The 22,850-nt window shown below is 61.6% G+C and carries 18 protein-coding genes; 10 read left to right on the forward strand and 8 right to left on the reverse strand.

Annotated elements, in window-relative coordinates; genetic code table 11:
• Positions 1–207 precede the first annotated feature (207 nt).
• Entirely contained in the window at positions 208–1,389 is a 1,182-nt protein-coding gene (tet(41), locus tag AAIE04_RS14040; protein ID WP_063919501.1) for a tetracycline efflux MFS transporter Tet(41), read from the reverse strand.
• A 64-nt stretch (positions 1,390–1,453) separates the two neighbouring features.
• On the opposite strand from tet(41), the gene tetR reads away from it, so the two are divergent.
• From tetR to AAIE04_RS14065, 5 genes are all read left to right on the forward strand, one after another.
• Positions 1,454–2,095, forward strand: a complete 642-nt coding sequence (gene tetR / locus AAIE04_RS14045; protein ID WP_498577160.1) for a tetracycline resistance transcriptional repressor TetR — start codon at positions 1,454–1,456, stop codon at positions 2,093–2,095.
• Positions 2,096–2,270: 175 nt separating this feature from the next.
• A complete protein-coding gene (locus AAIE04_RS14050) occupies positions 2,271–2,744 on the forward strand; it encodes a (2Fe-2S)-binding protein (RefSeq protein ID WP_498577161.1) in 474 nt (157 codons plus the stop codon).
• On the forward strand, positions 2,741–4,999 hold the full coding sequence (locus AAIE04_RS14055; RefSeq protein WP_498577162.1) for a xanthine dehydrogenase family protein molybdopterin-binding subunit: 2,259 nt from the start codon (positions 2,741–2,743) through the stop codon (positions 4,997–4,999). The genes AAIE04_RS14050 and AAIE04_RS14055 overlap by 4 nt, the downstream gene beginning before the upstream one ends.
• Positions 5,000–5,026: 27 nt before the next feature.
• The gene (locus AAIE04_RS14060) at positions 5,027–6,325 is read left to right on the forward strand and encodes a c-type cytochrome (protein ID WP_498577163.1); all 1,299 of its coding nucleotides are present in this window, start codon (positions 5,027–5,029) and stop codon (positions 6,323–6,325) included.
• Between the two features lie 72 nt (positions 6,326–6,397).
• Positions 6,398–7,003, forward strand: coding sequence for a nitroreductase family protein (locus AAIE04_RS14065; protein ID WP_063919498.1), 606 nt, complete (start codon positions 6,398–6,400; stop codon positions 7,001–7,003).
• A 208-nt stretch (positions 7,004–7,211) separates the two neighbouring features.
• On the opposite strand, the gene AAIE04_RS14070 is transcribed toward AAIE04_RS14065, so the two are convergent.
• Both AAIE04_RS14070 and AAIE04_RS14075 read right to left on the reverse strand, forming a co-directional pair.
• The gene (locus AAIE04_RS14070; protein ID WP_025159761.1) at positions 7,212–7,784 is read right to left on the reverse strand and encodes a hypothetical protein; all 573 of its coding nucleotides are present in this window, start codon (positions 7,782–7,784) and stop codon (positions 7,212–7,214) included.
• Between the two features lie 133 nt (positions 7,785–7,917).
• A complete protein-coding gene (locus AAIE04_RS14075) occupies positions 7,918–8,847 on the reverse strand; it encodes a DMT family transporter (protein ID WP_019455401.1) in 930 nt (309 codons plus the stop codon).
• 144 nt (positions 8,848–8,991) lie between these two features.
• Here AAIE04_RS14075 and AAIE04_RS14080 point away from each other — a divergent pair, with 144 nt between their 5' ends.
• A complete protein-coding gene (locus tag AAIE04_RS14080; protein WP_141972936.1) occupies positions 8,992–9,546 on the forward strand; it encodes a helix-turn-helix domain-containing protein in 555 nt (184 codons plus the stop codon).
• Positions 9,547–9,669: 123 nt separating this feature from the next.
• The gene (locus AAIE04_RS14085; protein WP_498577164.1) at positions 9,670–11,595 is read left to right on the forward strand and encodes a DUF3857 domain-containing protein; all 1,926 of its coding nucleotides are present in this window, start codon (positions 9,670–9,672) and stop codon (positions 11,593–11,595) included.
• Positions 11,596–11,633: 38 nt separating this feature from the next.
• Here the strand turns inward: AAIE04_RS14085 and AAIE04_RS14090 are convergent, their stop codons facing one another.
• From AAIE04_RS14090 to AAIE04_RS14100, 3 genes are all read right to left on the reverse strand, one after another.
• Positions 11,634–11,990, reverse strand: a complete 357-nt coding sequence (locus AAIE04_RS14090; protein ID WP_498056105.1) for a DUF1937 family protein — start codon at positions 11,988–11,990, stop codon at positions 11,634–11,636.
• A gap of 100 nt (positions 11,991–12,090) precedes the next feature.
• Positions 12,091–13,323 (reverse strand): ethanolamine utilization protein EutH, encoded by a 1,233-nt coding sequence (gene eutH, locus AAIE04_RS14095; protein ID WP_498577165.1) that lies wholly within the window; start codon positions 13,321–13,323, stop codon positions 12,091–12,093.
• Positions 13,316–14,776, reverse strand: coding sequence for an FGGY-family carbohydrate kinase (locus AAIE04_RS14100; RefSeq protein WP_498577166.1), 1,461 nt, complete (start codon positions 14,774–14,776; stop codon positions 13,316–13,318). The genes eutH and AAIE04_RS14100 overlap by 8 nt, the downstream gene beginning before the upstream one ends.
• A 258-nt stretch (positions 14,777–15,034) precedes the next feature.
• Between AAIE04_RS14100 and AAIE04_RS14105 the strand changes: the two genes are divergently transcribed.
• From AAIE04_RS14105 to AAIE04_RS14115, 3 genes are all read left to right on the forward strand, one after another.
• Positions 15,035–16,438 (forward strand): NAD(P)/FAD-dependent oxidoreductase, encoded by a 1,404-nt coding sequence (locus AAIE04_RS14105; protein WP_498577167.1) that lies wholly within the window; start codon positions 15,035–15,037, stop codon positions 16,436–16,438.
• Entirely contained in the window at positions 16,428–17,651 is a 1,224-nt protein-coding gene (locus tag AAIE04_RS14110; RefSeq protein WP_498577168.1) for an FAD-dependent oxidoreductase, read from the forward strand. The genes AAIE04_RS14105 and AAIE04_RS14110 overlap by 11 nt, the downstream gene beginning before the upstream one ends.
• Before the next feature lie 113 nt (positions 17,652–17,764).
• A complete protein-coding gene (locus AAIE04_RS14115; protein WP_498056100.1) occupies positions 17,765–18,535 on the forward strand; it encodes a DeoR/GlpR family DNA-binding transcription regulator in 771 nt (256 codons plus the stop codon).
• A 47-nt stretch (positions 18,536–18,582) separates the two neighbouring features.
• Here the strand turns inward: AAIE04_RS14115 and AAIE04_RS14120 are convergent, their stop codons facing one another.
• Both AAIE04_RS14120 and AAIE04_RS14125 read right to left on the reverse strand, forming a co-directional pair.
• Positions 18,583–20,877, reverse strand: coding sequence for an FdhF/YdeP family oxidoreductase (locus AAIE04_RS14120; protein ID WP_498577169.1), 2,295 nt, complete (start codon positions 20,875–20,877; stop codon positions 18,583–18,585).
• Positions 20,878–21,083: 206 nt separating this feature from the next.
• The gene (locus AAIE04_RS14125) at positions 21,084–22,829 is read right to left on the reverse strand and encodes a gamma-glutamyltransferase family protein (protein ID WP_498577170.1); all 1,746 of its coding nucleotides are present in this window, start codon (positions 22,827–22,829) and stop codon (positions 21,084–21,086) included.
• Positions 22,830–22,850 lie beyond the last annotated feature (21 nt).

The following is a 22,850-nucleotide window of genomic DNA, read 5'->3' on the forward strand; positions in this document are numbered from 1 at the left end:
CAAAATTCACCGCCGCTGGCACTGCCGAAGCAAAAGAAAAGCCGCACCAGTCAGGGGCGGCCCAAAGTTCACGACGAACAAATTAAAGCAAAACGTTCCGGAAGACATGCCATGAAAACGCGTTTCATCACACAGTGTCAGCATAGGCCAGCTTATTCCGGCGGCAAAATGCCGGTTTTTGCTTTCCAAAGCTAAAGATTGGCAAAGTTACGGCGCCATATCCCTGGCGCGCGAACGTGCCAGCAGCGGCGGGGCCAGCAGATACAGGGCGGCGGCCAGCGCCCAGACCAGGCCGGGCCAGACATCGCGCGTGGCGGCGTACAGCGCCGTCGCTACCAGCGGCCCGGCGACGCCGATCAGGCTGCCCATGCTGGACAGCGTCCCCTGCAGCTCGCCCTGATGGTCGTCGTCCACCTTGTGCGCCATCAGCGCCTGCAGCGCGGGCAACGCCATGCCGCCCGCCGCAAACAACGGCAGCAGGACGAACGGCGCCCAGCCGCGCGTGGCGATCGACAGCAGCAGCATGCCCAGCGCGTCGGCGGCCAGGCCGATCAGCAGCGCCTTGCGCTCGCCGAGCCGTGCGACCAGCGGGCCGACGGCAAAGGCCTGCGACAGCGCGTGGCAGGCGCCGTAACCGGCCAGCGACAGGCCCGCCAACATCATGCTCCAGCCGAAGCGATCCTGACCGTATAAAATCCACAGCGTAGCCGGCGCCTGAGAGGCCAGCGCCATGATCAGGTAAATGCCGGCCAGCGGCAGCAGGCCCGGCTTGCCGTGCAATCGCCGCAATGAAGAAAAGGGATTAAGCCGGATTTTCTCGGCGGTGCGGGAGCTGGGTTTACGCGATTCGGGCAACAGGAAAAACGCCAACGCCAGGTTGATGGCGTTCATCACCGCCGCCGCCAGGAAGGGGGCATGCAGATGCCATTCGCCCAGTGAGCCGCCGAGCAGCGGGCCGACGATAAAGCCGACGCCGAATACGGCACCCACCAGGCCGAAACGCCGCGCGCGTTGGCCGGCAGGGGTAATATCGGTGACATAGGCGGTGGCGACCGCCATGTTGGCGCCGGTGATGCCCGCCAGCAACCGGCCCAGATAGAGCCAGGCCAGCGTCGGCGCGAACGCCATCAGCAGGTAGTCGGCCGCCGCGCCGGCGAGCGAAATCAACAGCACCGGGCGCCGGCCGAAACGATCGCTCAGCGCGCCGAGGATTGGTGAAAACAGGAATTGCATCAACGCATAGGCCGCCAACAGAGCGCCGTAATGCACGCTGCCGGCATCGAGACCGCCCAGCGAGCGCAACAGCGCCGGCAGGATAGGCATGATCAGACCGATGCCCACCGCATCCAGCAGCACCGTCAACAAAATAACCAGCATAGGTTTTTTCAAAATCGTGACTCTAACAGTGATAGAGTAATGAGTATTCCACAGTTACCCTATCAGTGATAGAGAGATGAGCGAAAAAAATACCGCGGCGCGTTTAACGCGCGAAACCGTGCTGCGCGGGGCGCTGGAGCTGCTGAATGACATCGGCATCGACGCCCTGAGCACCCGCCGTCTGGCGCAACATCTGGGCGTACAATCGCCCACGCTTTATTGGCATTTCAAGAACAAGGCCGAGCTGCTGAAGGCGATGGCGGAAACCATCATGCTGGATCACCGTGAAGAGATACCCGCTGACATGCCCTGGCGAGCCTGGGTCACCGCCAACGCGGTCAACTTTCGCCGCGCGTTGCTGGCTTACCGCGACGGTGCGCGCCTGCATGCCGGCACCCGTCCGCAGGAACCGCAGTTCGCGATCATCGAGGCCAAGGTGGCGCTGTTGTGCCGGGCGGGATTTACGCCGGAACGCGCGGTTAACCTGCTGTTCGCCGTTGGCCGCTTCGTGGTGGGCTGGGTGCTGGAAGAACAGCAAATGCAGCCTGATGACGCGCTGAACGAGGCCGACCGTCGGCGTTACCCGCTGCTGTGCGAAGGCTGGGAAGGATTGCAGGAGAAGGGCGCAGACAGGCTGTTCGAGGCGGGCGTCAGGCTGCTGGTCGACGGTGCCGAAGCCGGATTGACGAACGACAATAATCACGGCGGGCAACCATAAAACCGGGCTTATCTATAGGAAATTTATAGAAAATACCCACTTTTCGTTAAAGCCGTCACGGCTACATTCCCTTAACATCATCAGGTCTTTTGACGATAATGATAAATATCTTGCCTGACTGCTCATGGCAACGATGTTACGGATTAAATCCGTTAATTTGAGGGATAGTTTCACCATGGAAATCAATGTTAACGGCCGAGTGGTTCCACTCGGCGACGTCTCGCCCGACACGCCGCTGCTGTACGTGTTACGCAACGATCTGCAATTGAACGGCCCCAAATATGGCTGCGGCCTGGGGGAGTGCGGCGCCTGCACGGTGCTGCTCAACGGCGTCGCCGCACGTTCTTGCTCAATGCCGCTGTCCGCGGTAGGCAACCAATCGGTCACCACGCTGGAGGGCCTGGGCACATCGGAAGCGCTGCATCCGGTGCAGCAGGGATTTATCGATGAGCAGGCGGCGCAATGCGGCTACTGCGCCAACGGCATGATCATGACGCTGGTCGCGCTGTTCGAACGTGAACCCGAGGCGGACGAACAGGCGATCAAGAAAGAGCTGGCCTATAACCTGTGCCGCTGCGGCACCCATCTTGAGATTTTGCGCGCCGCCGAACGCGCTCGCGAACTGCTGGCAGCGCGGAGGCAAGCATGAGCCGTCTCGAACTGACCCGCCGACAGCTGCTACAGGCCGGCGGTGTGGTGATGGTCAGCAGCCTGCTGCCCGCATCGTTTAACGCCTTCGCCGCCGAACCCGCCTCAACGCCCGCCGATCTTCCGCTGGACAGGGTGGACAGCTTTATCAGCCTCACCGCCGACGGGCGGGTGACGGCATTCAACGGCCACGTCGATCTGGGCACCGGCATTCGCACCGCGCTGGCGCAGATCGTCGCCGATGAAATCTGCGTGCCGTTCGAGCAAGTGACGATGATCCTTGGCGATACGCAACGCACGCCGGATCAGGGGCCGACCATCGCCAGCGCCACCATTCAGGTGACGTCGGTGCCGCTGCGGCAGGCGGCGGCGCAGGTGCGCCACATGCTGACGGCGCTGGCGGCCAAGGCTTTCGAACTGCCGGCCGAACAGTTGACGGCGGCGGCCGGCCACGTGTTTGTGACGCAACAGCCGGGGCGTTCGTTGAGCTATGCGCAACTGGCGAGCGGGCAGAATCTGCACGTCGCGTTGGATAAAAATGTTCAGCTGAACAGCGAACAACAGAACCGTTATGTCGGCCGCGCCGTCGCCCGGGTCGATATTCCGGCCAAAGTGAGCGGCGCGCTGACCTATGTGCACGATCTGCGCCTGCCCGGCATGTTGCATGGCCGGGTGGTGCGTCCACCTTATGTGGGCGCAGACAGCAGCGCGCCGCTGGGCGGCGGCCTGTTGTCAGTGGATGAAGGGTCGATCGCGCACCTGCCGGGCATCGTGAGACTGGTGGTGATCAACGATTTCATCGGCATCGTGGCCGAGCGCGAAGAGCAGGCGATCGCCGCCATGCGCCAGCTGAAAACCGAATGGAAATCCTGGGCCGGGTTGCCGGATCTGTCGCCTGAAGCGCTGCCCGCCGCGCTGGAGGCCAATCCGAAAAACGACCGCGTGCTGCGCGACGATGCGGGCACGGACGCCGCGCTGGCGGCACTGCATACCGAAGTGCGGGCAGACTATGTCTGGCCCTACCATCAGCACGCCTCGATCGGCCCTTCCTGCGCGGTCGCCGACGTTAAAGACGGGCGGGCGCAGGTGTGGTCTGGCACGCAAAATCCGCACGATCTGCGCAAAGACATCGCCAGGCTGCTCGAGTTGCCGTCCGAGCAGGTGCACATCACCCGCATGGAGGCCTCCGGTTGCTATGGCCGCAACTGCGCCGATGACGTTTCGGCGGACGCGGCCCTGCTGGCGCGGGCGACCGGTCGCCCGGTGCGGGTACAGCTGATGCGTGAACAGGAGTCCGGCTGGGAGCCGAAAGGCACCGGCCAGCTGATCCGGGTGCGCGGCGGTCTGGACGCGCAAAACCGGGTGGCGGCCTACGAGCTGAAAACCAGCTATCCCTCCAACAACGCCGTGACCCTGCCGCTGGTGTTGACCGGCAAAGTGGCCAACCGGGCCGATGTGCAGCAAATGGGCGATCGCACCGCCATTCCGCAATACGACTACCCGCACATGCGGGTGATTTGTCAGGACGCTGCGCCGATCGTACGGGCGTCGTGGATGCGAGGCGTATCGGCCTTGCCCAACGTGTTCGCTCACGAATCCTGGATCGACGAGCTGGCCTGGCGCGCCGGCGAGGATCCGATCGCCTTCCGCCTGCGTTATCTGAACGATCCGCGCGCGGTGGCCCTGATCGAGGCCCTGAAGCGGCAGGCGAACTGGCAAGATGGCCCGGCGCACCGGTCGCGCGCCGCCGGCGCCGAAGTGGTGAACGGCCGCGGCTTCGCCTATGCGCGCTATTTCCACAGCAAATTCCCTGGCTTTGGCGCCGCCTGGGCGGCCTGGGTGTGCGATCTTCGCGTCAATCGCCTTTCCGGGCAGATCACGCTCGATAAAATCTTCGTGGCGCACGACTGCGGTCGCATGATCAACCCGGCCGGGGTGCGCCATCAGGTGCATGGCAACATCATCCAGTCCGCCAGCCGGGTGCTGAAAGAGTTCGTGACCTTCAACGAGACGGGCGTGACGTCATTGGACTGGGGAGGGTATCCCATCCTGCGCTTTGACGAACTGCCGCAGATCGATATCCAACTGATCGACCGTCCGGACGAAGCGCCGATGGGCGCCGGAGAGTCTGCCTCGGTGCCGAGTGCGGCGGCGATTGGCAACGCACTGTTTGACGCGCTCGGCGTGCGCCTGCGCGAGGTGCCGTTCACGCCGGCACGCGTACTGGCCGCGCTGCGTGCTCAGGCCGGTCACTAAACCCCGTCACGAACAAGGACAGCAATCATGAACAAGATGAAAAAGATCGCCGGATGGGGCGGCGTAACGGTGCTCGCCGTTGTGGTGGCCGGCGTTGTCGCCAGCTGGCAGCCGGAAATCGCGCCGCTTGCCGCCGATGCGGCGCACAGCTTCAGCCAGGCGCAGATCGCGCGCGGCAAAACGCTGGCCGATCTCGGCGACTGCGCGGTGTGCCATACCCGCTCGGGCGGCGAGCGCAATACCGGCGGGCTGGCGATGGAGATCCCGTTCGGCACCATTTACACCACCAACATCACGCCGGACGTGGAAACCGGCATCGGCAGCTGGAGCTACGCGGCGTTTGAGCGCGCCATGCGGCACGGCGTCGATCGGCAGGGGCGCTATCTCTATCCGGCGTTTCCTTATACCGCCTTTACCCGCACCAGCGACGCCGATCTGCAGGCGCTGTACGCCTACCTGATGTCGCAGCCAGCGGTGAAATCTCGGCCGCCGGCCACCGATTTGCACTTCCCGTTCAATATGCGTCAGGGCATCTTCGCCTGGAACTGGCTATTCCTGACGCCGGGCGCGATGAAGGAAGATCCTGCTCAGAGCGCCGACTGGAACCGCGGCGCTTACCTGGTCGAAGGGCTGGGGCACTGCAGCGCCTGCCATTCGCCGCGCAACGTGCTGTTCGGTGAGAAAACCGGCGCCGATCACCTGGCGGGCGGAGTGGCGGAAGGCTGGACAGCGCCGGCGTTGACCGCTCGCTCGCCTGCGCCGCTCGTCTGGACGCAGCAGGATCTGGTCGATTTCATGCGCACCGGCTACTCGGCCAACCACGGCGTCGCCGCCGGCCCGATGGCGCCGGTGATCGAAGAAGGGCTGTCACGCTTGCCGCAGGCCGATTTGCAGGCGATCGCCGTCTATCTGCGCAGCTATCATCCTGAAACGGCGTCGGGCGCCACGGCGGCAGCCTTGAACGCCCAGGCGGAGCGCCAGGTTGAGCCCTTGAATTCGCAGGGGGCACGGCTGTTTTCCGGCGCCTGCATGGCTTGCCATGCGCAGGAGAAAGGCGCGCAGATGGCGGGGGTGCGGCCGTCTCTGGCGCTGAATACCAACCTGTTCGCCGCCACGCCGGACAACGCCATTCGCGTGGTGCTGGATGGCATACAGCGGCCGGCCAACGCCGAACTGGGCTATATGCCGGGCTTCCGCTATAACCTGGATGACGCGCAGATCGCCATACTGCTCAACTACCTGCGGCAGCACTACGCCGGTCAGTCGCCGTGGCCTGACTTGAAGGCGGAGGTCGGCCGTTTGCGCGCCGAAACCGCGCAGAAATAGCCGCCGGGGGCTGGACAGCCGCGCCGGGTTGGCGACAATAGGCGTTTTCACATGGATAGAGGCAGTAATAAAATGAATACGTTAGATGCGATCCGCCAGCGCCGCGCCACCAAGCAGTTCGATACGCAGCACGCGATGACGTTCGAAGAGAAAAAAGCGTTGCTGACCATCGCGCTGCAGGGGGCGCCCAGTGCTTTCAACCTGCAGCATTGGCGCCCGCTGCTGATCGAAGATCGCGCGCAGCGCGAGAAAATTCGCGAGGCGGCGTGGGGGCAGGCGCAGGTGACCGATGCGTCGATGCTGGTCGTGCTGTGCGGCGATCTGTCGAGCTGGGAATCACAGGTAAAAAACGTCTGGGCCGAAGCGGCGGAGCCGGTACAACAGTTTATGATCCCGGCCGTCGATCAGTACTATCGCGGCAAGCCGCAGGTGCAGCGCGACGAAGTCATGCGCAGCAGCGGCATTTTCGCCCAGACGCTGATGCTGGCTGCCAAGGCTCAAGGCTACGACTCTTGCCCGATGGACGGTTTTGATTTCGACGCCGTGGGTGAGATTATCAATAAACCGGCGCATTATCAGATCGCACTGATGGTCGCCATCGGCAAGGCGGCGGGGCAACCTTATCCGCGCATCGGCAAGCTGCCGTTCGACGAGGTGGTGAAAACCGACCGCTTCTGATCTGAGCGCTAAATGGCAAAAGGGAAGGCGCAAGCCTTCCCTTATTTTTTGTGACGCACAGTTCGTTCCAATAGCTGAAACGAATGCGCCGTTGCAGGCGGTGATGCCACATAGAACACTCCTTCTACCCTACACGGTGTAAATAAATAACACCGCGCCTGGCACAAGGCGAATGCCTTATTGTGCATAGCTTGCCCGGCGAGCGGGATTAGCGATATTTGTTGACGTTGGCCACGGCGGAATCTAACGACGTTACCTTATATTTCCAATAGGTTATTTTATTGGCCTGCGCTGCACCCACCGCACCGAAATAGGCTTGCCACGCCGTGCCGCTGGTCAACAAATCGGTAAACATCTGCCCCAGGTCGGTGACGCTCCACAGGGTACGGTAGCCTTTCACCGCAGAAGGTGCCGGCGGCGTATGCTGAACATAGTCGCCAACCGAATACCGGTTCTCGTAGGCCATAAATACGGTGTAGACCCGTCCGTGCGGCGCCGTATGCTGGTACCAGGGGATCACCACAAAATGGTGTACGGGAGGGCCAATCATAAAATGCCAAACGGCGGTTTCCGAGTTCGCCCCAGCAAAGCCCAGCGCGATATTGATATTCTTTTGCATATCACGGTTATTTTCGATCGTGGTTCCGGCTCCGCTGTCGTCTTGCGTTTTACCATAAACGGCCCGGCTCATTTGGGCGGGAACGCCCGGGCAATTGTTTATTGCCATCAGAAAACGATTGCTGACAATGGCATTAATTAATGTTTCACCGGTATTGCTCATATTGATATTTCTCCACACGCAAGATAAATAATCTAATTATTGGCAAGATTAATAATTAGCATGGATTAAATATACTGAATGGCGGCATCGATAATAAGGTTAGACAAAAATCGCCGTTGGCATTCGTTTATGTTCACTTATTTTCTGCGTCACGATGACGGGTTCGGCTGCCGTTAATGAGGGGGCCAGGTCTGTGGGTGAATGGACGTTTATTGAACATCATGCCCGCCGCCGCGCCGAGAATGGCCAGCGTACCCAGCAGCTGCAGCAGGCTGAGGCGATGGCCGAACACCGCCCAGTCCACCACGATCGCCACCGCCGGGTAGATAAACGACAGGGTGCCGACCAGAGAGGTGGGGATTTTCTGGATAGCGCCGTAGAGCAACGTGGACATAACCCCGGTATGCACCAGTCCGATGGTCGCCAGCAGCAGCCAATCGGTCGGTTCTGCGGGAAGGTGGGCCAGACCGGCGAACGGCGCCATCGCCAAGGCGCCAACGGTCAACTGAATCAACACGATCAGTTGCGGCGGCAGCGCGGCCAGCTGTTTGACGATCGCCGCCGCAATGGCGTACATCAGGGCCGCGCCCAGCGCCAGCGCCACGCCGAGCAGGTAATCACCGCTGTCGCCGCCGCTTTGCCGGCCGGTGACCATCAGCACCATCCCCGCAAACGCCAGCACAAGCCAGCCCAACTGATTGATCGTCAGCTTTTCGCCGAACAGCAACGCCCCCAGCGCCACCAACATGAACGGTTGCACATGGTAGGTGACGGTGGCGACCGCGATCGAAGCATGCGCATAGGCGGCAAACAGCAGCGTCCAATTGAGCACCAGCGCGATGCCGCCCAGGATGGCGAAGGCCAGCTGTCGCCGGTTGATCGCACCCTGTTTTAACTGGCCGAGCGCGGCGCAGGTGGCCAGCATCGCCATCGCGCCAAACGCGCAGCGCCAAAATACCACCGTGGCGGGCGGCTGCCCTAACACCAGCACCGGCCAACCGACGGTGCCAGAAATCATCATGGCGAGGATCATTTGTGCCGCGCCGCGCGTTTTCGCTTTCATGGGGTTTCCCTCGTCGCCTGACCGCGCTTGCGGTGAAACGGGTTAATCATTAAAATGAACAATCGAACATTATGATGAACATGGATGCGCTTGTTCGTCAAGTTGAACAAACGTTTTATATAACGAACGGTGAGTGACAATCAGATGCAGAACATTACGCCTATCGGCCTGCTGTCGGCGGCGATCCGCCGCGAGCGGGAGCGGTTAAATCTGTCGGTGACCGAACTGGCGAAACGCGCGGGCATCGCCAAGTCCACGCTGTCGCAGCTCGAAGCCGGCAGCGGCAACCCCAGCCTGGAAACGCTGTGGGCGCTGGCGATGGCGCTGGACGTGCCGGTCAGCCGGTTGATTTCGCAGCCGAGCAGGCAGGTGCAGGTGATCCGCGCCCATGAGGGAACGCCGGCGCTGTCGGAGCAGGGCAACTACGCCGCCACGCTGTTGGCGACCTGCCCACCGGGGGCGCAACGCGATATTTATCGGCTGCGGGTACAGCCCGGCGAAGTGAAACTCTCCCGGCCGCATCCCCCCGGCACCGTTGAGCATGTGATCATCAGCAGCGGGCGCGCGCGCCTGGGGCCGGCGGATCAGCCGCTGGAGCTGAGCGCCGGCGATTACATCAGCTACTCGGCCGATCGCGAACATGTATTCGAAGCGCTGGAGCCGGAGACCACCGCCGTGATGCTGATCGAACAGGGCTAACCCGGGCGTTGAAGGTCCGTTTATTGAAAATGATTCTCAATTATATTAGTGTGCCCGCCTGTTTTGACGCCGGGACGAGCGGGTAGCCCGACGTCGCCGTTTATTGCCCTTCAAGGACCGAAGATGAAAATCGCTATTCCTTCCATACTGTTACTCGCCGGTTTGACGGCGACGCACCCGGCCACCGTGTTGGCGGTTGCCGCGCCTGCGGCGGCAGAGCAAGGCCAGAACGACACGGCCAACAATGATTTCAGCTTCGTGCGCTATCGCGCGGATTACCGCGTCAACGCCAACGCCACCAACGTGAAAACGGAAAGCTACGAGGTGCTGCTGAAGACCAAGGCGGCGATCGAGAAATTCAGCCAGATTCGCCTGAGCTACAGCGAAAAAATGGAAACGCTCGAGGTGGTCGCCGCCTATACGCTGACCGCCGACGGCCAACGTCACGATGTGGCGCCCGATCGCATCTATACCCAGGAGAGCTACTCCAGCGCCACGGCGCCGCTGTACGCCGATCGCAAGGTGCGCGTCATCGTGTTTTCCAACCTGGCGCCGGGCTCGCGCGTGGTGTATGAGCTGCGCCGCACGCAAAACACGCCGTATTTCCCCGACTATTTCGGCCTGTGGGAAACGTTCAGCGTCTTCGATCAGTTCGACGACGCCGAAGTGACCCTGCAGGCGCCGGCCAAGCTGCCGATGCATATTTTCACCCGCGGCGTGACCGGCGGCGACCAGCCGCAGATCCGCGGCGGACAGGCGCACTGGCGCTGGCATTATTCGCGCAGCGCGCCGATGAAGGCGCAAAACTGGGCGGCGGACAGCTGGACCTTCAGCCCGACCATCATGGCCAGCACCTACCGCGATTGGCCGCAGCTGGCCAAGGCCTACCAGCTGAAGGCCGGCGCTGCGGCGAAGGTGACGCCGGGCATTCAGGCGCTGGCGGACAACATCACCGCCGGCATCAGCGATCGGCGCGAGCAGGCGGAGGCGCTCTATCGCTGGGTGGCGCAAAACATTCGCTATGTGGCGGTGTATCTGGGCAACGGTGGGCTGGAGCCGAATTCGGCGCAGAGCATTCTCGATAACCACTACGGCGACTGTAAGGATCACGTGGTGATCCTGGAAGCGTTGCTCGCCGCCAAGGGCATCGAAAGCTCGCCGGTGCTGATCGGCATGGACGAAGGCCCGATACTGCCTAAAGTGCCGCTGCTCAGCCGCTTTAATCACGCCATCACCTACGTGCCCGAGTTCAAACTGTACCTGGACTCCACCAACCCTTGGGCGCGGTTCGGCCAGCTGCCGGAAGGCGACCTGGGCGCACCGGTGCTGCTGACGCGCGACGCCAAACTGGCGCGCACGCCGGGCAGCGACGAGCAACCGGTCAAGAGCGCGTTGAGCGTCGATTTCGTGTTCGACAAGGCCGGCAACCTGCAGGGGGAGACCGAGCGTCGGCTAAGCGAAGTGGAAGAGATTGACCTGCGGGGCTACTTCTCGCAGATCAACCGGCAGAACCGGGCGCAGGCCGAAGCGTCAATCATGTCCGCATCCGGCATCGACGGCAGCGGCGAGGTGGCGATGAACAGCGATCCGCTGGATCTCAAGAAACAGTTCGGTTACCGCTTCCGCTTCAAGGCGGACGACTACGTCGATTTCGGCGTGGTGGGCGGCATGACCTTGCCCAATCCGCCCGGCGGCAAATCGTTCCGCACGCTGTATACCACCACGGCGGCGCCGGGCAACGAAACCCCGTTCTACTGCAGCGCGCAGCGCTACGACGAAACCTACCGCCTGCAGCTGCCGGCCAACGTGCCGATCATCGCCATTCCGCAAGACAGGCAGTTCCGCAATGCGGCGGGCGACTATCGCGTCGAGTGGCGCCGCGACGGGCAGCAGGTGATCGTCAATCACCGCCTGCAGGTAAACGCCATTCGCGGCAAGGAAGCGCTGTGCCAGGCGCAGGATTACCCGGCGTTCCGCGAGCTGTTCCAGCAGGTGCGGCGCGGTTTTCGCGGCCAGGTGGTGTACGGCGAGTTGGCCAACGGCAAATAAGCTGCCGCCCCGTCGCGTTCGGCGGCGGGGCGCACGCCTCAGCTGAACTCGGCCGCGACGTCGGACCACAGGCTGACGCGGCAGCCGCGCGCGGCGAAGTAGTCCATCTCGCGTTTGATGCCGCCGCTCTCCTGCCAACCCGGTAGATCGAGCACGATCAGCTCATCCATCGCCGCCATGAACAGCGCGTCGATCGGCGCCCACAGATTACCGATGGCGGTTTTATCGAGATCTTGCAAACACCCGTTGATCGGGTGCGACATGCTAACCTGGCTAAAAACGGCGCTGCCGGCGCGCACGATGGCGGCGGCGACGTCGTTGCAGGCGATAAAGCGTTGTTGCACGACGTTGGCATCGGCGTGGCTGTAAGGGCAGGCTAAAAATATCTTTCTCATTACCGTTGGCTCTCTCAATAAATGATGTTTGGGGTGAAAAAAGGGCGCAGCTTCCCCGTGAGGCGGCGCCCCGTTTATTTCTTATGGTTCAGGGATAAATTCAGCGAGCGGCGGCGGCAATCGCCGTCGATGGCCTTTGCGTCTGTTGTTTTTCCAGCAATTCAGCTTCCGGCACCGAGATTTTGATGGCGATCAGCACGGCGATCATGCCGCCGAGGAACTTGCCCATCATGATTGGCAGCACCAGCGAAGGTTGGAAGTTGGCGGTAAACGCCAGGTGATCGCCCAGCGTGGCCTGCGCGCAGATGCCAAAGGCCACGCAAAGCACCTTATCGCGCGCCCGCATGCCTTTGAACAGGTGATATACGGCGATGATATTGGCCAACACCATGATAAAGCCCAGTGCGCCGGTATCCGACAGACCGAGTTTTTTGCCGATGAAATGCATCGGTTTGCGGCAATAGCGCTGGAACAAATAACAAATGGGGAATGTGCCCGCCAACATAATGCCGATATAGCCGGCAATTTCGATAGCGCGGAATAATTCGTCTTTGTCGGCGAATAACGGATCGAATACCCAACCGCCGAACACCTTTTTAAATACGCCGGTGAAATGTTCGATGATGCATAACGCCAGCACCAGCTTGATAAAGGCATCCGCCGCCTTGCCGAAGATCAGGAACCCTTTCACCATCGCCGCCGGCCGCAGTTTCAGCCCCAACGCCAGCAGGAAGCACAGGGCGAACAGCGGCGACAGCAGCCGCAGCGCCTGCAGCAGGTCCAGCTGCAGATAGTGCGCGGCGGGCGAAGTGGTAGAGATAATCTCCCTGACCGGCAGGTTGTTGAAGGTGATGGTCACCAGGGCGATCAGCACGGCGAACGGAATGCTGATCAAACCCGCCATGGCCCCTAACGCCAGATACTTATGGTCATCGCGGTTCAGCATGATAAGCCCGACCGGGATCAGGTATACGATGCTGGCGCCGGAGGTGTAACCCACCAGCATGGCGACGATCCACATATCGCGGTTGGCGGCGATGGCGTCGGCCAACTGGTAACCGCCCATGTCCACGGCGATCACCGCCAGCGCCGCGATCGAGGCGTCTGAGCCGAGCGCCGAGAAGAAGGGGCCGATGCTGTACATGATCAGGTAAGAGATGATCGGGATCGCGGCCATGATGCCCGCCTGAGCGAGAAACACCGGGCCGATGGCATGAATGCCGTTGACGAACTCACGCCCCAGTTCACCTTCCGGTTTAACGATAGACGCCAACGCACCGATCAGGGTGCCGGCCATGATGATATAGATGATGAAATTACCGAACTCAGCCATGGTGTTCCTCCTGCGGTGAACGTAAGCCGCGCGAGCGCGCGATGATTTCCTGATAGCGGGTAAACCAGACCGTCATATCGACCTCGGCGGGTTCCGTCACTTCATAACGGTTGAGCACCTTGAGCGGATGTTCCATCCCCAATCCTTTACGCGCCAACAGCGCCACGCCCAGGGCGGTGATCTCCTTATTGGCGGGAGAGACGATGCGTTTTTGGATCAGGTTGGCGAGAAACTGCGTGAAGTAACGGTTGGCGGACAGACCGCCGTCCACCGAAATGCTGTCGCCGATCGGCTTTACTTTATCCATGGCATTGATCACCTCGGCGGAACGCATGGCGATACCTTCGAGGATCGACTGCAGCAGATCCTTGCGTTCGGTTTCCAGCGACAGCCCGGCCCACACGCCGGCGGCGGAGCGGTCCCAGTAAGGGCAGGCCAATCCGGAAAGCGCGGGCACAAAAGCCAGGCCGCGCGCGATGGCCGGCTGGGCCGGGAAATCGCCGAATTCATCGAAGCCGTTGAACAGGCCTATTTTTCTTGCCCAGTTGATGGCGGAGGCGGCGTTATAGACGCCGCCATCCAGACCGTATACCGGCTCGGCGCCGGGCAGCTTCCAGCATAGCGTGGGCAGCAGACCGGATTCGCCGGCGTCGACCGGACGCGGCCCGGTGATCGCCTGTAAAAAGGCGCCGGTGCCGAAGGTGATCTTCATCTGTCCCGGTCGATGGCAGCCGTGGCCGTAAGTGCCGGCAAACTGGTCGACGATGCAGGCCGTCAGCGGCACCGGCTTGCCGTTGAGCACGACGTCGCCGAAGTGGCCGATGTTGTCTCTGACCTCGGGCAGGCTGTCGATCGGCACGCCGAACAACCGGCACAGCTCTTCATCCCACTGCAGGGTATGAATGTTGAACAACGAGGTGCGCGACGCCGAGTTATAGTCGGTAAGATGCCGGCCACACAGGTGGAACAGGAAGAACGCGTCCATGGTGCCGAGCCGCAGGCGGCCGCGTTGCGCCAGCTGCCTGGCCCCCGGTGCGTTGTTCATCAGCCAGCCCATTTTGCTGGCGGAGAAGTAGGTGTCGAGCGGCAGGCCGGTTTTCGCCATCACCAGCGGCTCAACGCCTTCGCGTTTCAGCCGCTGAATCTCCGGCTCGGTGCGCTGATCCTGCCAAACGATGGCGTTGTACAGCGGCAGACCGCTGTCGGCGTCCCAGGCCAGCAGGCTTTCGCCCTGATGCCCTAAACCGATGGCGTCCACCATGTCGCACTGGCTGAGACAGCGACGGATATTCGCCAATATCTCCAGGGCGTCATGTTCCACCCAGCCCGGATTGGGGGTGATCTGCTTGTGCGGCATGCTGGCCGGCGAATGGTGCCTGCCGTCTTCGCCGAACACCACGACCCGGGTGCCGGTGGTTCCCTGATCAATCGCGGCATAACGTTGATTCATCATTGCTTCGCTCTCTTATAGGTTTTGTTTTTTTATTGCGCCTGATGTTGGTTGTGTGACCGTTTTAATAATCTATCTTCAATTTCACACATTAAAGCAACATAAATCACAAGATAAAATAACCCCGCGTGATCGACCTCATACTTTTTGCTTATCACCGCGTCCTGCCGCTTTTTTTTGGGGTTTGTGTTGTTTTTGTCATTTCAAATGGGGTTATTGTGTGGTTTTATTGTGGTTATCACATTAAAACGGGACATCAGCATGATGGAAGAACAAACGGGTTGGGACATTGTCGTGATTGGCGGCGGTGTGGTCGGGTGTGCGGTATTCCGCAAATTCTGCCTGATGGGCGCCCGTACGCTGCTGTTGGAAAAGGGGGGCGATATCCTGTCCGGCGCCAGCAAAGCCAACAGCGCGCTGCTGCATACCGGCTTCGATGCGCCCAGCGGCAGCCTGGAACTGCGCTGCATGCAGGCCGGTTACCGGGAGTTTATCGCCATCCGTGAACGGATGAATTTGCCGCTGTTGCCCACCGGCGCGTTGGTGGTGGCGTGGGACGAGCAGCAGTTGGCGGCGCTGCCCGCGATCGTGCAGCAGGCGCACGACAACGGCGTGCTGGATGTGGCGCAGATCGACGCCGCCGAGCTGTATCGCCGTGAGCCGCAGTTGGCGCCCGGCGCGTTGGCGGCGGTAGAGGTGCCGGGAGAAAGCGTGATCGATCCCTGGAGCACGCCGCTTGCGTATCTGACGCAAGGCGTCAAGCACGGCGGCGACTATCGCTTCAATACCGAGGTGACCGGCGCCGAGCGCTTGTCGACCGGCTGGCGGTTAACCAGCAACCGGGGCGTATTTCACGGCAAAATCGTCATCAACTGCGCCGGTAATCAGGGTGACCGGGTGGAACGTTTCTGCCATCAGCCCGAGTTTGAAATTCGCCCGCGCAAAGGCCAGTTCCTGGTGTTCGACAAGGCCGCCGCCGGGCAGGTCAACGCCATTATCTTGCCGGTGCCGACGGCGATCACCAAAGGGGTGCTGCTGTCGAAAACCATCTTCGGCAATTTGCTGCTGGGGCCGACCGCCGAAGAGCAGCAGGATCGCGAGACGGCGACGGTGGACGAAACCAAAATGCGCGAACTGATCGAACAGGGAACGCGGCTGTTGCCCACGCTGGCGAATTACAGCGTGACCGCCAGCTATGCCGGATTGCGGCCGGCGACCGAACAGAAACACTACCGCATCCAGCACTACCCCGACCGGCAGTGGATCTGCGTGGCGGGCATTCGCTCTACCGGCCTGACGGCGGCGCTCGGCATCGCGCAATACGTGGAGCAGCTTTATCGCGACCATTTTACGCCGTGCTTCACGCCAACCGCGTCAGAGACCGTGCATTGGCCGCAGATGCCGATGCTTGCCGACTATGCGCTGCGCGATTATGCGCGCCCGGACAACGGCGGCATCGTTTGCCATTGCGAGCTGGTGACCCAGCGGGAGATAGAGGCGGCGTTCGATTCCGCCGTGCCGCCGGAATGCATCGGCGGGCTGCGGCGCCGCACGCGCGTGATGATGGGGCGCTGCAACGGTTTCTATTGCAGCAGCCGGGTGGCGGAAATGGTGGGCGATCGTTTTGGCCAAACGCTGGCCGTAGGGAGCATTGATGAAAACTGAGTATCAGGTGGCGATTGTCGGCGCCGGGCCGGCGGGGATCGCGGCGGCGACCGCGCTGCGGCAGGCGGGCATCGAGGATGTGGTGATCCTGGAACGGGAACAGCAGGCGGGCGGCGTGCCCAGGCACTGCCGGCATCCCACCTTCGGGCTGCAGACTTTTTACCGGCCGATGCTAGGGTCCACCTATGTCGATAAGATACTGGCGCGCGCCGGACGAGTAGAGATCCGCACCGGCGTGACGGTGCTCGCCATCAAACCGGACGGTGAGCTGACCATCACGGATCGTCGTGGCGTCAGCACCTTGAAAGCGCAGCGGGTGATCCTGGCGACCGGCGTGCGCGAGACGCCGCGTCATGCTCGCCTGGTGAGCGGCCTGCGGCCGCAGGGCGTGCTGACCGCCGGCGCGCTGCAGCAGTTCGTCTATTTGCGCGGGCTGCAGCCGGGCAAGGCGCCGGTGGTGGTCGGCACCGAGCTGGTCAGTTTCTCCGCGCTGTGGACGCTGCGCAATGCCGGCGTGCGCGCCGTCGCCATGATTGAAAGCGGCGGCAGGCCCGTCGCCTGGCGTCTTAGCGCGCTCTATGCGCGCCTGATGGGGGTGCCGATTCATTATTATTCGCGGGTGACCGACATTGCCGGCCGCGATCGGGTCGAATCCATCGAGGTGGAGAACCGCCAGGGAGAGAAACGGCGCATCGCCTGCGACAGCCTGATCTTCACCGGCCGCTTCACCGGGGAGTATACGCTGATCCGCCAGAGCCACCTGGCGCAGCGGCCGGACAACGGCTGCCCGCTGACCGATCAGTTCGGCCGCTGTTCCGACGCCGCCTATTTCGCCGTCGGTAACATGCTGCATCCGGCAGACATGGGCGACCAGTGTTATCAGGAAGGGCTGCGCGTCGGCGAAGCCGTTGCCCGTTCGCTGCAGCGTACGCTGCCGCCGGCGAGGCAAATCCTCCCGGTGCGGTATGACGAGCGCATTCGCCTGACCGCGCCTGCCAACGTGGCGCTGATCGGCAAACCCGCCACGGTCACGATCAATATGCGCGTGGAACAGCCGGTGTCCGGTTCGATCGTAGTGCGGCTGGGGGAGAACGTGCTGTATCGCAAAACGCATCGCTGCCTGCCTGAACGGCGGATCTTGCTGCGCAATATCGCCTTGCCGGCCGACGGCGAGCGTGACGTGCTGCACATCAGCATCGAACCCGCCGGATGAACGGCGGTAACGGCTTGCGTCTAACGCCATGAAACCCGTAGTATTCCGTCAGTTAACGCCGCGAGTCTCGGCGGAAGCGGTCACTCTTACTTAAGGCAGCGAGTGTAATGTGAATGGATATCTCTAATTCCGTGGAAAGGCGCAATGAAATACTGGCGCTGATCCAGGCCAATGGCCGGGTTTACGTGAATGAGCTGGCGGATAAATTCCAGGTTTCGCAGGAAACCATTCGGCGCGATCTGAACAAGCTGGAAGACTATCGGCTGATCAAGAAGATCCACGGCGGCGCAGTCAGCAGCCAGTTCAAGTTCGAGCATGAATTCAATGAACGGGCCAAAATCGCCGAGGCTGAGAAGCGCGCCATCGCGGAGAAAGCGGTGACGCTGATCCAACCGGGCGATACGGTGTTCGTGGATTTCGGCTCCACCACGCTGGAGTTCGCTCGGCAGTTGGCGACGGTGGATCAGTTGACGGTCATCACCAACTCGCCGCTGATCGCTAACGTCTGTCTGGAAAATGACTCCATCGACGTGGTGCTGATCGGCGGGCAGTTCATCGGCTCCAAAATGGAGTGCCTCGGGGCGATCGCATTGAATAATATCGAAGCGTTTTTCGCCGATTACGCCATTATCGGCGCCGGTGCGGTTAATGTGCAGACCGGGGTGATGGATCAAAACGTCAATGAGGCGGCCATCGCGCGCAAAATGATTGCGCAGAGCCGCAAATGCATCGTGCTGGCGGATGAAAACAAGCTGCGCGGCCATGCGATGACGCTGGTGGCCAAATGGCCAGAGATCGATTACCTGGTCACTTCCGACAGCGGCAATGCGCTCGAAGGGCTGGTTTTCCCCGCCAACGTCAATGTGTTGGTGGCGCAGGTATAAAGGGGAGAAGCCTTTCTCCATGTGGAGAAAGGCTCAAACCGCTTCCGTCAGGCGATATCGACCGCGCGCACCTCTTTGGATCTCAATTTCACCCGGATTGGCACCGATTTGTACGAAGGCGTGCCGCTTTCCTCATCGATGTAATGCAACGGCACCAGCACGTTGGCCTCCGGATAATAGGCGCCGACCGATCCGGCCGAGATGTTGTAGGCGATCACCGTGATGCCTTCCAGGCGTTGAGTGCAGCCGGGCAACGCCGTTTCCAGGTCGACCACGTCGCCATGTTCCAACCCCAAACGTTGCAGATCGCTGTCATTCATGAACAGCACGTCGCGCCGGCCGAAAACCCCGCGGTAGCGATCGTCCAGGGCATAGATGGTGGTGTTGTACTGATCGTGGCTGCGCAGGGTGATCAGCCGCAGCGTATCTTGTTCCGCCGCAATCTGGTCTTCGTGCAGCCCGCTGAACACCGAAAACATCGCTTTGCCCGTCGCCGTCGGCCACTGGCGCTCGGTCGGTGGCAACGGCATGCGGAAACCGCCCGGTTGGCGAATGCGCGCGTTGTAATCGTCGAAGCCCGGTATGGTTTTTTCGATCAGATCGCGTATCACGTCGTAATCTTCGATCAGCTCATCCCAGGGCACCTTGCTGGCGGGCATCACCGCTTTGGCCATGCCGGCCACGATGGCGGGTTCCGAACGCAGCCATTCCGACGCCGGTTTTAATTTGCCGGACGACGCGTGCACCATCGACATCGAATCCTCCACCGTCACCGATTGCCGTCCGCCGGCCTGCAGGTCCAGCTCGGTACGGCCCAGGCAGGGCAGAATGAGGGTTTCTTTCGCCACCAACAGATGGCTGCGATTGAGTTTGGTGCCGATATGCACGCTTAACTCCAGCGCCTTCATCGCCGGGAAGCTCTGTTCGGGGTCCGGCAGCGCCACGGCGAAGTTGCCGCCCAGACAGATTAACGCCTTCGAAGCGCCGTCGATCATCGCCTGCATGCACTTCACGGCGTCGTGACCGTGGGCTTTGGGCGGCGTGAAGCCAAACACCGTTTCCAGCTTCGCCAAAAATTCGGCTGAGGGTTTTTCGGTGATGCCGACGGTGCGGTTGCCCTGCACGTTAGAGTGGCCGCGCAGCGGGCAAATACCGGCGCCCGGTTTGCCGATGTTGCCGCGCAGCAGCAGCAGGTCGGCGATCAGGCGCACGTTGGCCGTCCCTTTATTGTGCTGCGTAATGCCCATGCCGTAGGTGACAATGGTGGCGTTGGATTTTGCGTAGGCGGCGGCCACCTGTTCCAGATCCTGGCGCGCCAGGCCGCTCTCCGCCTCGATGGCTTCCCAGCGGGTGGCCGCCAGATCGGCGGCGAAAGCCGCAAACCCTTCCGTGTGCTGGGCGATGAAAGCGTGATCCACGGCATTGCCTTGTGTTTCATCCAGCTGCAGTAGCGCTTTGGCGATGCCTTTGAGCGCCGCGGCGTCGCCGCCGGCTTTAACCTGATAGTAGGTTGACGCGATAGGCGTCGAACTGTAGGTCGCCATTTCGATAACGTTTTGCGGATCGGTGAAGCGCTCGAGCGCCCGCTCACGCAGCGGATTAAACACGATGATCGGCACCTTTTTACGCGCCAGCTCATGCAGCGTGCCCATCATGCGCGGGTGATTGGTGCCCGGATTGTGGCCGATGGAGATAACCAGCTCCGCGCTGTCAAAGTCGTCCAGCGAGACGGTGCCTTTGCCGATGCCGATCGACTGCGGCAGGCCAACGCTGGTCGGTTCATGGCACATGTTGGAGCAGTCGGGAAAGTTATTGCTGCCAAATTCGCGCGCAAACAGCTGGAACAGGTAGGCCGCCTCATTGGACGCCCGGCCGGAGGTATAAAATTCCACCTGTTGCGGCGGCAGCGTCTGCAAGACGGCGGCGATGCGTTGGAACGCCTCGTCCCAGGCCAGCGGACGCAGGGTATCCGTCCCGGCGTCATAAAACAGGGGCGTGGTCAGCCGGCCATAGTCTTCCAACTGGTAATCGGTTTTCTGCAGCAGTGACGTCACGGTATTTTGCGCCAGAAACTCGGGCGTCACCCGTTTGCTGGTCGCTTCCCAGGTCACGGCTTTGGCGCCGTTTTCGCAAAACTGGAAGGTGGAGCGATGTTCTTTATCCGGCCATGCGCATCCCGGGCAATCAAATCCGTCGGGTTGATTGGTGCGCATCAGCGTCACCGGCGCCTCGAAGGTATCCATCTGCGTGCGCACGGCGATGGCCGTCGCTTTCAGCGCGCCCCAACCGCCGGCGGGCCCATCGTAGGGATGAACACCGGGTACTGCTCGTCTTTTCGCCATTGTCGATTGCCTCCGATACCGCTTACGATAAATGCAGGTGATTGATTTACTATAAGTATTATTCTTATCGTCCAAGACGGAACGCAGGCGCCTGCGTGTTTAAACGCGGGCCTGTCGCTTCAGTATAGATGAGTGAAAAAGGGCGCAGCGGCAGTCTGTGCGGGGGAGTGGCGGCCCGTTGTGCCTGAGGCGGGCCGCCGGACGCGTTACTTTTTCACCACCAGGCCCACGCTGCGGCCGCGCGGATCTGAGGCGGTTTCCGGCGTGCGGCCATCGATGCGGATGACCTGAATATCGCCCATGTTCCAGCCCTGATCTTCCAGGGTGTAGCCCATGGCTTTCAGTTCGTCCGCCGGTTTGCCGGTCAGCGGCGCGAAGCTGTCGTAGTACAGGGTGTCCTTCGGCAGCAACTGATGGTGCACGCGCTGGGCGGCGACCGCCTGCGCCAGCGGCAGGTGGTAATCGTAGAGATTATTGATCACCTGGAAGATCGAAGTGAAGATGCGCGAACCGCCCGGGGTGCCGATCACCAGGCTGACGTCGCCGTCGCGCGTGATGATGGTCGGGCTCATCGAGGAGAGCATGCGTTTGCCCGGCTCGATGGCGTTGGCGTCGCTGCCCACCACGCCAAAGGCATTGGCGACGCCCGGTTTGGCGCTGAAGTCATCCATCTCGTCGTTGAGCAGGAAGCCGGCGCCTTTGACCACCACGCCGCTGCCGAAGTCCCAGTTGAGCGTATAGGTGTTGCTGACGGCGTTGCCGGCGGCATCGACGATCGAGAAATGGGTGGTTTGGTGGGAGTTGAGCGTATAGGTGTTGCTGACGGCGTTGCCGGCGGCATCGACGATCGAGAAATGGGTGGTTTGGTGGGTTTCCAGCCCCGGCCGCACCTGCTCGGTCGGCGAGATCGCCGTCGGGTTGATCTCGGCGGCGCGTTTTTGCAGGTAGTCGGGGGCGATCAGCTGCGCTTCCGGCACTTTAGTGAAATCCGGATCGCCGAGGTAGTCGGCGCGATCGGCGAACACGCGTTTTTCGATCTCCGCCAGCAGGTGGATATAGCGCGCCGAGTTCAGCGGCACGCCCTTGAAGTCAGCGGCGCGATCTTCTTTTATCCCCAGCAGTTGCGCCAGCGCAATGCCGCCGGAGCTGGGCAGCGGGGCGGTATACACGGTGTTGCCGCGCCAGCTGATGCGCATCGGTTCACGCCATTTCACTCGATAATCGGCCAGATCCGCCGCGCCGATCAGCCCGTTGTCGCGCTGCATTTGCGCCACCAGCAGGCGGGCAGTTTCGCCGCGATAAAAATCGTCGGCGCCCGATTTGGCGATGCGCTCGAGAGTGGCAGCCAGCTCCGGCTGTTTGAACACCGTGCCGGGTTTCATGGCGCCGAAATAGTCGCCGAAGTTGGTTTTACCGGCGAACAGCTTGTTGGCGTCTTCACGGTACTGATACTGCTGATCCGCCACCTGAAAACCTTGCCTGGCGTAACCGATCGCCGGCGTCAGCAGCTCGGCCCAGGGCAGTTTGCCGAAGCGTTTATGGGCTTCCCACAACCCCAGCACGGTGCCCGGCACGCCGGCGGCGCGGCTGCCCACCAGGCTGAGATTTTCGATCACTTCTCCTTTCTCTTTCAGATACATGGTCTTGCTGGCGGCCTTGGGCGCCACTTCGCGGTAGTCGAGAAAATAGGGCTTGCCGTCGACGTACAGCGTCATAAAGCCGCCGCCGCCGATATTGCCGGCTTCAGGGTAGGTCACCGCGAGGGTAAAGGCGGTGGCGACCGCCGCATCGACCGCGTTGCCGCCGGCCTGCAGAATTTGCGCGGCGACTTTTGCGCCATACTGATCCGGAGCGGCGACCGCGCCGGCGGTCAGATCGGCGGCAAAGGCGGCGGGAAGAGAGCAAACAAGGGTCACGCTCAGAGCTATCGTTTTCAATAAACCGGCAGACATAGGCAATCCTTTTAGCGATGT

The organism is Serratia sp. Ae19-1 (assembly GCF_059801225.1).